This is a genomic window from Pelosinus fermentans JBW45 (assembly GCF_000271665.2).
In the GTDB taxonomy this organism is placed as follows: Bacteria; Bacillota; Negativicutes; order DSM-13327; family DSM-13327; genus Pelosinus; species Pelosinus baikalensis.
In genome coordinates this window covers 3,589,016-3,602,111 of the sequence record NZ_CP010978.1, presented here as the reverse complement: position 1 = coordinate 3,602,111, position 13,096 = coordinate 3,589,016, and the positions used below count along the sequence as shown (strand labels likewise).

General features: G+C 36.8%; 11 protein-coding genes. 7 read left to right on the top strand and 4 right to left on the bottom strand.

The window, feature by feature from the left end; genetic code table 11:
- Positions 1–200 precede the first annotated feature (200 nt).
- Positions 201–530 carry a tRNA-binding protein gene (locus JBW_RS16045; protein WP_007940288.1) on the bottom strand — a complete coding sequence of 110 codons (330 nt, stop codon included), beginning with the start codon at positions 528–530 and terminating at the stop codon, positions 201–203.
- Between the two features lie 233 nt (positions 531–763).
- On the opposite strand from JBW_RS16045, the gene fabF reads away from it, so the two are divergent.
- The 4 genes from fabF to JBW_RS16025 all read left to right on the top strand — a co-directional run bounded on the left by fabF (position 764) and on the right by JBW_RS16025 (position 4,757).
- Complete coding sequence (gene fabF, locus JBW_RS16040; RefSeq protein ID WP_007958278.1) at positions 764–1,996, top strand: beta-ketoacyl-ACP synthase II; 1,233 nt, start codon at positions 764–766, stop codon at positions 1,994–1,996.
- Between the two features lie 22 nt (positions 1,997–2,018).
- Positions 2,019–2,918, top strand: a complete 900-nt coding sequence (locus JBW_RS16035; RefSeq protein ID WP_007958277.1) for a helix-turn-helix domain-containing protein — start codon at positions 2,019–2,021, stop codon at positions 2,916–2,918.
- A 363-nt stretch (positions 2,919–3,281) separates the two neighbouring features.
- Entirely contained in the window at positions 3,282–4,244 is a 963-nt protein-coding gene (locus JBW_RS16030; protein ID WP_007958276.1) for an AEC family transporter, read from the top strand.
- A 246-nt stretch (positions 4,245–4,490) separates the two neighbouring features.
- Positions 4,491–4,757, top strand: a complete 267-nt coding sequence (locus JBW_RS16025) for a hypothetical protein (protein WP_007958275.1) — start codon at positions 4,491–4,493, stop codon at positions 4,755–4,757.
- A 238-nt stretch (positions 4,758–4,995) separates the two neighbouring features.
- Here the strand turns inward: JBW_RS16025 and htpG are convergent, their stop codons facing one another.
- From htpG to JBW_RS16010, 3 genes are all read right to left on the bottom strand, one after another.
- Positions 4,996–6,954 carry a molecular chaperone HtpG gene (gene htpG, locus JBW_RS16020; protein WP_007958274.1) on the bottom strand — a complete coding sequence of 653 codons (1,959 nt, stop codon included), beginning with the start codon at positions 6,952–6,954 and terminating at the stop codon, positions 4,996–4,998.
- 293 nt (positions 6,955–7,247) lie between these two features.
- Positions 7,248–8,393 (bottom strand): GNAT family N-acyltransferase, encoded by a 1,146-nt coding sequence (locus tag JBW_RS16015; RefSeq protein WP_007958272.1) that lies wholly within the window; start codon positions 8,391–8,393, stop codon positions 7,248–7,250.
- 222 nt (positions 8,394–8,615) lie between these two features.
- The gene (locus tag JBW_RS16010; protein WP_007958270.1) at positions 8,616–10,283 is read right to left on the bottom strand and encodes a PAS domain-containing sensor histidine kinase; all 1,668 of its coding nucleotides are present in this window, start codon (positions 10,281–10,283) and stop codon (positions 8,616–8,618) included.
- Positions 10,284–10,513: 230 nt separating this feature from the next.
- Here JBW_RS16010 and JBW_RS16005 point away from each other — a divergent pair, with 230 nt between their 5' ends.
- From JBW_RS16005 to JBW_RS15995, 3 genes are all read left to right on the top strand, one after another.
- Complete coding sequence (locus tag JBW_RS16005) at positions 10,514–11,401, top strand: LysR family transcriptional regulator (protein WP_007958266.1); 888 nt, start codon at positions 10,514–10,516, stop codon at positions 11,399–11,401.
- Between the two features lie 215 nt (positions 11,402–11,616).
- Entirely contained in the window at positions 11,617–12,333 is a 717-nt protein-coding gene (locus JBW_RS16000; RefSeq protein ID WP_007958265.1) for a 2-phosphosulfolactate phosphatase, read from the top strand.
- Between the two features lie 23 nt (positions 12,334–12,356).
- Positions 12,357–12,962, top strand: a complete 606-nt coding sequence (locus JBW_RS15995) for a L,D-transpeptidase family protein (RefSeq protein ID WP_007958264.1) — start codon at positions 12,357–12,359, stop codon at positions 12,960–12,962.
- Positions 12,963–13,096 lie beyond the last annotated feature (134 nt).

Below are 13,096 nucleotides of genomic sequence, written 5' to 3'. Positions count from 1 at the left end.
ATAGTCCACCACCTGTATGTAAATACCGGATATAACAAAAATACAGCATACTAATCTTTAGAAGATTGAGTAAGCTGTATTCTCAAATACCATGTCTTTTCTGACACTTCTGTGATTTATTCCATGACCGTTGCGAGCATCACGAAGCAATCCCCCCTCCTTGTTAAGAGATTGCTTCGCTGTGCTCGCAATGACAAAAACTACCCTAACTTATCTCCTTTCTTGACCAATTGCTCTGGTTGGATTAAAACGACTCCTTGCTGTGCGTATACTCCTAATACTAGGACTTCTGATGTGAAATCAGCAATCTTTCTTGGCGGAAAATTGACCACTCCTAGTACTTGCTTGCCCATCAGTTCCTCTTTGGTATAACATTGTGTAATTTGAGCACTGGATTTTTTGGTGCCGATTTCATCACCAAAATCAACCCATAATTGATAAGCTGGCTTTTTGGCTTTTTCAAATGTCTCTACTTGAATAATTTCCCCCACTCGAATATCTAGTTCCATAAAATCATTAATTGTAGCCATTTATGTATTCTCCTATTTTCAGTTTCGATTTTAGATGTATCTATTACCCTATCTTCTTGAATTTATACTTAGAATCCTGCTTGATTATGACTATGGATAGTAGCAAGAATTGTTCATTATTTAAAAATAAATATGTTACAGTTAGTAAGGTATAATACAAAAATATCTGATGAAATCTTGTCTTGTGACACGAAAAAACGTATAAAATGAAAGTGAGCATAGGAGGATATACAATGAATAGACGTGTAGTGATTACAGGGATGGGATCCGTATCTTCGTTAGGATGTGGTGCAGATGCTCTCTGGCAGTCCATTAAACAAGGGAAATCCGGCATTAGCAGAATTGAGAGAATTGACGTCTCTGATTTACCTACGCAAGTTGGGGCTGAGATAAGGGACTTTGACCCCAATCCGTTTCTAGACAGGAAAGAAGTAAAACGGATGGACCGATTTACACAATATGCTATAGCTGCCACGCAAATGGCAGTTGAAGAAGCAAAGATTGATTTTGCTAAAGAAAACAAAAAACGTATTGGTGTTATGATTGGAACGGGTATTGGTGGTATCGAAACCATTGAAAGTCAGCACAGTTTGCTTTTAGAAAAAGGGACCAGCAGAATCAGTCCTTTTTTGATACCGATGATGCTGCCCAATATGGCTGCGGGACTGGTTGCGATTCGATACGGTCTTAAAGGATTTGCAGAATGTACTGTTTCAGCCTGTGCCTCTTCTACCAATGCAATTGGTGACGCTTATAAAATCATTCAAAGAAATGCTGCTGATGTGATGATTGCAGGTGGTACGGAAGCATCTATTACAAGATTAGCAATGGCTGGTTTTTGTGCCATGAAAGCAATGACTACGAATCAGGATGCTGCCTCTGCTTCTAGACCTTTTGATTTAGAACGTGACGGATTTGTATTGGGAGAAGGTGCAGGCATCCTAATTGTCGAAGAACTAAATCATGCTTTAGAGCGAGGCGCAACAATTATTGCAGAAATTGTAGGCTATGGCTGCACCAATGATGCATATCATATTACTGCACCTGCTGAAGGTGGAGAAGGGGCTGCTGAATGTATGAAGCTGGCAATTGAAGATGCAAATGTGCAGCTTCAGGATATTGGTTATATCAATGCCCATGGCACATCGACGCCATTAGGGGATAAAAATGAAACAAGTGCTATAAAAACTGTTTTTGGAAAGCATGCATATGATCTTGCAGTAAGTTCAACGAAATCCATGACAGGTCACTTATTAGGAGCGGCGGGAGCTATTGAAGCCATTATTACGGCATCTGCTCTAAAAGAGGGATTTTTACCGCCAACGATCAATTACAAAACGCCTGATCAGGGATGTGATCTTGACTATGTTCCAAACGAAGGAAGAAAAGCAGCTCTATCCTATGCTTTGACAAATTCTTTTGGCTTTGGCGGGCACAATGCAACACTAGTGTTAAAAGCTTTTTAAAGTTTGGGGGCTGGTCAAACAGATGATTGATATGAAAGAGACAGTTGCTGCATGTGTAAATTATATTGAAAACAATCTAAATGAGAAGATTGCCTTAGATGATATTGTCCAACATGCAGGGATCTCAAAATATCATTTGCATAGAATGTTTAAGTCCTTAACTGGTGAATCCTTAATGGAATATGTTCAGTCGCGAAAACTTTCAGCAAGTGTTAATGAACTACTTCATACCAATATGAGAATGATTGATATTGCTTTAGAGTATGGTTTTGATTATGAACAGTCCTATATCAGAGCTTTTCGTAAAAAGTTTGGGCATACCCCCTTAAAAGTACGTTTGGATAATCTATCACTCATCATTAAGGAAAAATTAAATATACATGATATTTTGTCCGTTAATAATTCGATTGTCTACAAACCCTTTTTCATTTATAAACCAAAAATTTATTTGGTTGGCAATCAACATAAGATCGTAAGTAAATCTGGGGATAAGACTGCCAATGCCTATGGGAATGATTTTTATTACAATTATAAACATAAAATTGTAAATCCAGTTAATCCGCAAGTATATTTTGGCTATACAGATTGGAGCAGGAATGATGAGGGATATATTTATTATATTCCCTCCCTTCAAGTACATGATTTATCCCATATACCGGAAGGTATGAGGGGAATTACAATACCGGCTCATAAATATGTAGCCTTTCGTTTTGTTGGTTTTTTTCATCCCAATGATATTAATGGCAGGCAAGTCGGTCGATTACTAGTCCATATGTATTCCAAATGGATTTTTAAGTCCGGTTTTAAATTCGCCGATACCTTTCGCTTTGAATACATCGATACCGCCATATCAAAAGATAATTATTGTGAATTAGATATATATCAACCCATTATGGAAAATGTCAGAAATGGGTTGTCATAATCAACTTGAATGTGAACTAAGAGCATTCAAGTTTTTTGTAGGACATAGAAAGTATAAGTTTGTAAGTGCGAAAAAGATGAGATTTTATAAACCACAAAGGCACAATGCCGCTAACGCGGCACGCAAAGGAGTGCACGAAAAAATAAATAAAAACCCTTTGTGTCCTTTGCGTCTTTGTGGTTCCTTTTTTTTATCGGTTTTCTAAAGGACGCGTAGCGTTTTTTCTTATAGTATCAAATTTAAAGCACATTTTTATGAGATGAAAAAATTCAGAAAAATGAGTGGAAGGAAAATACAATTTATAACAGAATAGAACATAAATGAATAAAAATGGTGTATAAGTGATAAAAAAGAGGTTCAATCATGGATATAAAGTTAAAATTGGTATATGTTTTTATGGATCTTTTACTTCCCCTCATGTTGGGGTACTTTTTTCGACGCAGGCAATACTTGAGCGAGAAAAATTGCGATAAATTGATCGTAGTTAATATTCTAGTAATCTCTACGGCGTTATCCATTCTTAGTTTCTGGGCTTTACCTTTGAAATGGGAGTTAATTTGGCTGCCCTTTTTTGGAATCCTGCTGAGTATCATTCCTGGTACTGCTGCCTATTTTGCATCAAAACACAAGTATACGAATTGTCTGGAGAAAGGAAGCTACTTAGCGTCGGCTATTTTATCCAATTCTGGAACCTTGGGCGGGCTTTGTGCCTATATTATATTTGGCGAAGCGGCTTTTGCCTACACGCAGATCGTTGGCTTAGCTCAAAATTTAGTATTGTTTTTATTTTGTTTTCCTATGGCACAGTATTATCGGCAGCAAAGCTGCTCTGGAATAGAAAAACAAAAAATTACGTTTGCTTCTATGTTTTTGAATCGGAATCAGTTACCAGTTGTAGGACTCATCATTGGCATAATCCTCTGCGTAAGTGGCGTGCCGCGTCCTGCCTTTTTTGGTGCAGTATTCGATCCTTTGGTACACATTGCAGCCTGGACGGCTTTGATTCCAGCAGGATATAGTATTAACTTTTCAGGAATGAAAGAGTATTATAGCTCTACTTTTGATCTGGTACCGATAAAGCTTGTAATTACGCCGATAATCGGATACCTATTAGCCCGGGAAGTCTTTAATGATCAAGCTTTGCTTGGTACGATTTTGATTTTAGCCAGTGTACCTACAGGAATAAATGCCATTGTGACCGCCAGGCTGTACGGTCTAAATTTACATGTCTCTGGTGCAGCGTTTGTATTAACTACAGCAGTTTTTTTAGTGCTGGTGTATCCGATATTGTTTTTTTGGATTACAACGAGTAGCTTGGTTCATTGAAGAAAGACAAATAGAATGGTTTTGTCTTTTATATTTTTTTACGGTTCATTTGCTTGTTAGTATGGGAGTCTGTCAGAAGATAGAAGAGGAAGTTGTTAGGGTAGGTCTGAGTTAGAGAAAGAGAGACTTATAATAAAAGTCACGAGCTGAGATAGTAAGACAAGGATTTACACTGTCCATAAATAAAGGTTTATGATAGAATAAACTAAAGATGTAACGGAAAATAATTAAACATGGGAGGTACAAATGGAAAAGATCTTGCAGCAGATACTCGAAGGACAAACTCAAATAAGCAAACGATTGGATGCTATAGAAAAAAATATGGTTACCAAGGATGAGATTAAAAAAGTCATTACAGAACAACAAAAGGATATAATCGCTATACTGGAACGAACAGCAACTAAGGAGTCCATAGCCGAGTTAAGCGATGACATCGAAGCCTTAAATCGAAGAATTTTTAAGCAAGAAGCAAAGATCATCCGATTAGAAAGAGTAAAAGAGAAAAGAGCTTGAATATTTTTGCATGAAAAGGAGCAACGGACCCCTGCCGTTGCTCCTTTTTATTCAAAAACTATATGGTTAACAGCCGCAGCATGGATATTCTAATGGAAGGAAAGCACTTTAAAGAAAAAAGCTTGAACCATTTTGAATGTGGTTCAAGCTTCTTTAAATAGTATCGTAGAAAACTATTTATCCTAGGATAAGTACGACTAAAGATTCAGGTGGAGTTAAAATCTGAGCCAAGTCTTCTTTAGCTCTTACGTGCCATTAAGTTGGATACTTTATTAGCAAAACTGATTGGATCTTCTGGGAGCAGACCCTCAATAAGCATTGCTTGTACGTATAATAGGTCACAATAATCCTTGAAGGCTTCAGAATCAGGGGTTGCTTCATGTAAGTCTTTTAAGACAGTAAAGACATCGTGATTTGGATTTAATTCCAGGATTCGGCTAGCCTTATACATGGTATTATTCATTTCTGATAAAATTTGCTCCATGGAAAGACTGATGCCATTATCATCACTAACAAGACAAACAGCACTGGATTTTAATCGATTACTAATCTTTACATCAGCTATTTTTCCTTTCAAATGCTCTTTGATTGCTTTGATTAAGGACTCATTTTCTTTTAAAATAGCTTCTGTGTCTTTTTTAGCTTCGGGAGAGTCGATATCGTCCAAGTTCAGTTCGCCGCGACTGATGGATTGGAATTTTTTCTCTTTATATTCCTGTAATGCATCAATCGTAAACTCATCAACCTGATCATACAGATAGAGAACTTCAATACCTTTCTCTTTCAGCAGTTCCATTTGCGGTAACCGTTCTACGGAAGCACGATCTTTACCTGTGGCATAGTAGATGACTTTTTGATTTTCTGACATACGTTCGATGTAATCATGTAAGGTTGTCAATTCTTCCGTTGCGTAGGAGGAAGAGAATAGTAATAAATCTTTTAATTTATCACGACTTTGGAAATCTGTATAGGCTCCTACTTTAAGAGCTTTGCCAAATTCTTTCCAGAATTTTTCATAGGTAGGTCGCTCATTAGCAAGGAGATTTTCTAAGGTTTTCAGCACGCTTTTTTCGAGATTCTTTCCAATTAATTTTAACTGTTTGCTATGCTGCAGCAGCTCGCGAGATATATTGAGGGAAAAATCGGGAGAATCCACTAAGCCTTTCACGAATCGCAGATATTCAGGGAGAAGATCTTGGCAGTTGTCCATGATGAAAATCTGTTTTGAATAAAGGCGGATTCCAGAGGATGATTTTTGAGTGTATAAATCAAAAGGGGCACGAGAAGGAATAAACAATAGACTTGTGTATTCTACAGTACCTTCTGCCTTGGAATGAATTAATTTTAGAGGATCTTCCCAGTCGTGGAAGAGATTTTTGTAGAAGGTATGGTACTCTTCTGCCGAAATGTCATTCTTATTGCGAGTCCATAGAGGCGTCATGGAGTTCAAGGTCCGAACCTCTACAGTCTCTGTCGCTGGAGCATCTTCAATTACCTTACCTTCTTCATCTTTGGGCTTTTCTTCCTTGATGAAGTTCATTTTAATAGGGTAGCGGATATAGTCTGAGTATTTTTTGATCAAATTTTCAATGGTGTAGCGGTCTAAGAAATTTTCTTTGGAGCCGTCGGCAGCAGTAAATTCATCATTGAGAGTGATAATAATGGTAGTACCGCGTGCTTCTTTTTCCGCTTCTTCAATAGTGTATGTTCCATCACCGCTGGATTGCCACTTAACCCCTTTGGCTTGTCCAGGAGCACGAGTGATCAGGGTAACTTTGTCAGAAACCATGAAAGCAGAATAAAAGCCAACGCCAAATTGACCGATTAATTCGTTATCGGTAGCTGTTTCTTTCTCTTTTAATTTTTCAAGAAAGGATTTAGTACCTGATTTAGCAATGGTTCCAATATTTTCGACTACTTCGTCATAGGTCATACCAATACCATTATCTGAGATTGTTAGAGTATGCATCGATTCATCAGGGACAATGAAAATTTCAAAGTCGGATTGTCCTTCTAATAGATCATGATTGGTTAAGGATTCAAAGCGAATTTTATCAATGGCATCGGAAGCGTTAGAGATCAGCTCTCGTAAAAAAATCTCCTTATTTGTATAAATGGAGTGAATCATTAAGTCTAATAATTGCTTGGTTTCCGCTTGGAATTCTCTGGTTTGCTTATTAGTTGGTTCTTGGCTCATGTAAAAAGTCTCCTTTTATAAATTTATATGTATATTTTCTTTTATTAGCACTCTCTTTGAGTGAGTGCTAACTCTCTTTCTCTATAATACCTTGATTAGTATTCGAAATCAAATACTTTTTTTTCACTAAAATTATGCAATAATAGCATTTTTTTACCATTTATATTGAATTTACTATAGAATTTATATGTTTTTCGATTAAATAACGTACTAGCAGAGCAATTGCTGTTAGCATAGAAAATACTAACGGCAATTGCTGCTGTCTGCTTAAGTATAGATTTCTCTAATTCTTCCTAACGTAAGTTAGAAAGGGTTCGCGTGATTTTGTGAGCGATATCAGGGTGAGAGTGGAAGAAACGAGGAAAAGCCATACCTGATAATACGAATATCTCCACGGAGTTAACTGCCACAATATCTTCTGTATGTTTGTTGTGCTCCGTTAAGCCATTTGCGCCGAAGTGTTGTCCAGATACTGTATATTCTTTAATAGGGTGATGAAAAGTCAGTGATTTTAGCTTTCCAGAAAGCAATATATCATAAGTATAGCTAATTTCACTTTGAGTAGTAATGATATCTCCTGTAGCGCATTGTACGAGACTGCCACAAGAGTGAAGGAATTTTTTTGCTTCTGTTTCCGATAATCCATGTAATATACTTATAGCTTCTGTTGGCGGATGATGCAGAAATTTGCATACAATAGACCATAGTTCTTCTTCTGTAATGATTTGACTATTTACAATTGAAGAGTGTTTCGTAAATTTTTCGTAGTACCATTCAACTGCCTGTGTGGTCACTAATTCTCTTTTTCGGGCAATGCGTAAGAGTGGTGAACGTACGGAGCGTAAATGGTGAGTATCATTAACAACAAATACTACAGGCACGACTAAACCATATCCCCCTAAAAAAAAATTATTGGTATAACGGTGAAAGCCCATTTGTTCGTAAAGGCGCACTAAATGAAGATTGCAGAGAGAAAAGGCAAATTGTACTTGATTCTGGTAAGCAAGTTCGTAACATTTTGCCATAAGTAGATATAGAGCAGGTGAGCTTCGATATAAGGGATGAACCATTAATTTTGCACAATAGGAAAATTTCTGAACAATGTTTTCGTTATTAAATTCTGAAAACTTATTTAATGAAAGAATTTCTACAATCTGCTGTGGAATTTTTGCTAGAATACCGATGTTAATTCGTGCGGTTGCAATAAGCTTTGAATCAATTTTCGCGTATATCAAAAATGCCCATTCATCAAGTTCATCATGTAACAGCTCATTCTCGTAGTCTACATCCTCAATACTCTTAGACATTTCTTCTACATAGATTTGATAGCGGAAATGGTATATTTCACGTTTTTCTTCCGCGGTAATGGCTATGCCAATTTTAATTGGACTTTCAGAAGCAACTATAGTGTTAGATGTTGTTTTTTGATCGTTATTCATTATTAATTCTCTCCTTTATAATAGCTAGTTAACGAAAGGGCTCTTCAAAATAAAAGCCTACGTTTTCATAACTATCACCTCCCCTAATAAGGGATACGAAGAGAAGTTCTAGATTCCTTGTAAATTGTAGAATAGTAGGGAAATAAGCAGAAATATATAATATTTTGACATAAAAAATCCCTTTTTCAGATGAAATATTATTCACTGATAAAGGGATTTAGATTATGATACTTGTGAATTGAAATAAACAGAAAAAGTAGTTCCTTCCTGGCTGGTATTTATTTTAATAGTGGCATTATGTCTGTGAGCTATTTGATAACAAATGGGAAGCCCTAAGCCTGTTCCGGTGTCTTTTGTAGTGATAAAGGGCGTACCTAGCTTATCAAGTATGTGGGAGGGAATTCCTAAACCTTGGTCACTAATTGATAAAACAACTTTGTTATCTTCTAGGAAGGTGCGAATATCCACATTGCCGCCTGCTGACATTGCTTCAATACCATTACGTACCAAATTAAGCAGCAATTGACGAATTTCATTTTCATCTAGCAACAATTCGGGAACTGGTGTAATATCAAGATTTACAGATACTTTAGAAGCGGTTGCATCAGCCTGAATTAATGGGAATAATGCTTCAATAATAGTGTTGATAGAGCATTGTTTTAAAATAACTAACTTTTCTCGAGATAGAGAAAGGTATTCTCGAATGATTCCATTTGCCCTATCTATTTCTTCGATCATTAATTTGAATTTATCTTTATCTTTTAAATATTCATGCTTTCTACTCAATACTTGTAAGTAACCGCGTACTGTAGTCATGGGATTTCTAATCTCGTGGGCAACAGTTGCAGCCATACTGCCTACCATATTCATCCGATCAAAGAGAGAGGACATTTGCTCTAATTTTTTTCGTAACGTGATATCTCGGATGATACCTTGCAAGGCTGAGAGCCGACCATCTTTATCATAAATAGGGACGCATTTTTGTTCAATCCATAGAACCATTTTATCTTTTCGAATTATACGCAAAGTCAGAGGTAGTATAATGGAGGATGGGAAGTTCATTATAAAATCTTTAATTAAGACATTATCATCAGGGTGTATCAGATCCAAAACTAATTTATGGTTTGCATAATATTCTTCAGCGGAAAAACCTGTAGCCATTACAACTGATGGACTTATATACTCAAGTTTTTTTTCAGGAGAAAATTTATAAGAATAAATAATGTCAACAGCATTATCTGCTAATAAACGATATTGAGTCTCTTTATTGGTTAAATCTGTTCGAGTTTTTTCAAAATATAGCATTAAAGTGCCAATCGCTATTGTCAGACGTAACATCCCACCTAATAAGTAACACCAGGGAAGTATCTGTGTATTAAAGGCTAGAAAAGGTAAGCCTAAACTGAGAAGGCTCCATGCAATAAAAGCATAACCAGTAACTAAGCTCCCAAGCTCCTGCTGTTTAAAATGGCGCAGGAAGGTTATACCAATCCATATTCCTATACAACTACTTAAAAATATAGGGAGAAATAATTTGTGAGCCAATGAGGATACTGATAAGTTTATAATAACACATATGAGGGACATGCTAATGGTTCCGTATAACCACCATTTATTCATTGGTCTGTTTATAAAGAGGTGGGTACCCCATACATAGGATTGAACACTAACAATGATGATTATTTCGTATATAGTCAATCCTAAGAATGAATCCTTCCAAGGAAATAGTCCTGAATCAAAAAGGACATACCTTGAAAGAAGGATGAGCCAACTAATTGACCATATTCCCATGTAGCGTTCACGATATAATAGGTATAAATATATGTAGATAAGAACTATTGCAACCGTTCCAATTAGTGAACCAATTAACGATAAAAGCACGATATCCATAATTACTCCTAATGTTAGTTATTTAGCACATATAATTTACTCGTTCTACAAGGTATATAAAACTTCCTTCAGGAAATTTAACATTTTATGTAATAATAGATAATTAGATGTCTTTATAATTTATTAATGGGAGGGATTATTTTACATGTGGCGAATGTTGCTTAATAATTTAGGTTAGATTTTCCTAACTTGCGTAAATAAAACTCATGTATTCTATAGGAGGAACTCTTTTGGATATAAGAAATTTAGAATGTTTTATGGAAGTTGCCCGTCATAAAAGTTTTAGTAAAGCGGCTGAGATGATGTATATTTCTCAGCCATCCATTAGCAGGGCGATTAAAGAGTTGGAAAGCCAATTTCGTGTTATTTTATTTTATCGTGATACGAAGTCTGTGGAGCTGACGGATGCAGGAGAAATCATTTTGCAGCAAGCACAACAAATTGTATCATCTTTTCAAAATATCACTTCTCAGCTCGGAGAATTAAAGAAAATGCAATCAGGGAAAATCTATATTGGTTTACCTCAAATTACTGCGATTACGACTTTTTCGAATATGATCAATTCCTTTAGGAAAGAGTATCCTAATATCCATATTCAACTGTACGAGTTTGGTCCTAAGAAAGTGGAGGCGTCAATTCAAGACGGTCTTTTAGATATTGGTATATTTACACCTGCGGAGGATAATGAAATCTATGAAAAGATTTGGTTTGAGGAAGATCCTCTTGAAGTAGTTATGCACCCAACAAATAGGCTTGCCCAATATGAGGTTCTGGATTATCATAAACTGATTGACGAACAATTTATTTTGTACAATAACGAGTATCATTTACACGACATGATCATCAATGCATGTAAACAAGCTGGATTTCAGCCTAAAATTATTTTGGAAACTTCACAACGCGAGTGGATGATACAAATGGTAATGGACAATCTCGGTATCGCATTGCTGCCGAGCAAAATCTGTAGAAGTCTGGATGCTAAGGTGATTGCCTCCCGACCATTTTCAGATCATAAGCCGTGGCTGCGATTGGCCTTGGTTTGGAAAAAGGGAAGATATCTATCCTTTGCTGCTCGTGAGTTCATACTATTTGCTAAAAAGCACTACGGTTTTAGTTAACCAAACCATTTGTAAGAGGTTTCCTCAGGGCATTTATTTTTGATGTAACTCCTTTATTCTAATTCTAAATACACTGGATACATAATGTGAATACACTAGTGAGTTGATAAATAAAGCCATAAAGGATAAAATAGGATTCACAGGTATTATGAAGAAATCGTGGGTTTTTTGCTATAAATCTGTAGGAGTTTTAGACAAAGGAGAAGAACGAATTAATGAAAATTGATGTTATACTTTTGCCAAAAGAGACTGCTGCTCTGGATCTTTCTGATAGTGTTTGTATCGTTTTAGATATATTCCGTGCAACGACTACGATTGTCACTGCTCTTGCGAATGGATGCAAAACGATTACTCCCGCCTTATCCATTGAGGATGCACAGACTCTGGCTAGTCAAATGGGGTCAGTATTGTTTGCAGGTGAGCGACAGTCAATAAAGATTGAGGGGTATGAGTTTGGAAACTCGCCTTTTGAATTTTGTAAGGAGAAAGTAACGGGTAGAAACATTGTCATGACAACTACGAATGGTACGATTGCCATAAAGGCAGCAGAAAAGGCATATCGTACATTCATCGGATCATTTGTGAATGCGAAAGCTGTTTGTATGCAGGCAAAGCAATATGGTAAAGATCTTGTAATTGTGTGTGCTGGAACAGATGGGCTTTTTTCACTGGAAGACACCCTTTGTGCAGGATTGTTAGTTCAGCTGCTTAAAGCGGAATGCGAAGTCACATTGAGTGACTCAGCTCTCGGAGCCCTACTATTATATACTCAAGCCAAGGATACGCTAGTTGAGACTGCTGTCCAAAGTCGAAATGGAAAACGATTATATGACTTGTGTCGTATGGATGATGTAGAATATTGTCTTAGTGCCGATTTGCTTACGATTGTACCTCAATATATAGAGGGAAAGATTGTGCTAAAAAATCAATAATAACAAAGTTGGTGTATTGACCAGTGAATAAGCAAGTATTACTTGTTTTTAGTGCAATAATACTATTTGGTGGCTTCTTGCTAAAGGCTTCGGCAGTTGAAGCAGCTCCTGTGCCTCAATGGCAAGAAATCACAATGCAGCAAGATGTGGTTGTATTGGTAGAGAAATCTGCTAATACAATGACCGTATTTTATCAAGGGAAGCCTGTGAAAAGGTTCTTATGCGTATCAGGTGTAAATACGCAAGGTGACAAACAGAGGCAAGGTGATAATCGTACGCCGGAAGGAACGTTTTTTATCACCGATAAAGAACTGTTACATGATGACCCCTACCTGGGGCGTAAATGGATCGGTTTAAGTTATCCTGATCCAGTCCATGCTCAAAGAGGAATGGAGCAGAAGTTGATTAGTGTAAGCCAGTATCAGGAGATTATCTTGGCGAATGAGCAAAAGGTACAGCCGCCTCAAGATACTGCACTTGGAGGATGGATTGGAATTCATGGGGGGCGAGATGATTTAACAGAAAGGAAGATCAATTGGACCGAAGGCTGCCTGGCGCTGCAGGATGATGATTTAACGGAACTATATAAAATGGTCCAGTATGGAACAACTGTGATTATTGTTGCTTAAGCAGCAGGGCTGATAGAGAGTCTTTTATAACTGATTTCAGATGATCTTGTTGAAAAATAAGAGTCGTTATTAATATACGATTCTTATTTTTTTGCCAATTTTTAAGAATAGGTCCAAGAATAAAAAAACAAGGG

Bases quoted from the DNA above. Each gene is read 5' to 3' on its own strand.
- JBW_RS16045 (WP_007940288.1), bottom strand. From the start codon at position 530: ATGGCTACAATTAATGATTTTATGGAACTAGATATTCGAGTGGGGGAA.
- fabF (WP_007958278.1), top strand. From the start codon at position 764: ATGAATAGACGTGTAGTGATTACAGGGATGGGATCCGTATCTTCGTTA.
- JBW_RS16035 (WP_007958277.1), top strand. From the start codon at position 2,019: ATGATTGATATGAAAGAGACAGTTGCTGCATGTGTAAATTATATTGAA.
- JBW_RS16030 (WP_007958276.1), top strand. From the start codon at position 3,282: ATGGATATAAAGTTAAAATTGGTATATGTTTTTATGGATCTTTTACTT.
- JBW_RS16025 (WP_007958275.1), top strand. From the start codon at position 4,491: ATGGAAAAGATCTTGCAGCAGATACTCGAAGGACAAACTCAAATAAGC.
- htpG (WP_007958274.1), bottom strand. From the start codon at position 6,954: ATGAGCCAAGAACCAACTAATAAGCAAACCAGAGAATTCCAAGCGGAA.
- JBW_RS16015 (WP_007958272.1), bottom strand. From the start codon at position 8,393: ATGAATAACGATCAAAAAACAACATCTAACACTATAGTTGCTTCTGAA.
- JBW_RS16010 (WP_007958270.1), bottom strand. From the start codon at position 10,283: ATGGATATCGTGCTTTTATCGTTAATTGGTTCACTAATTGGAACGGTT.
- JBW_RS16000 (WP_007958265.1), top strand. From the start codon at position 11,617: ATGAAAATTGATGTTATACTTTTGCCAAAAGAGACTGCTGCTCTGGAT.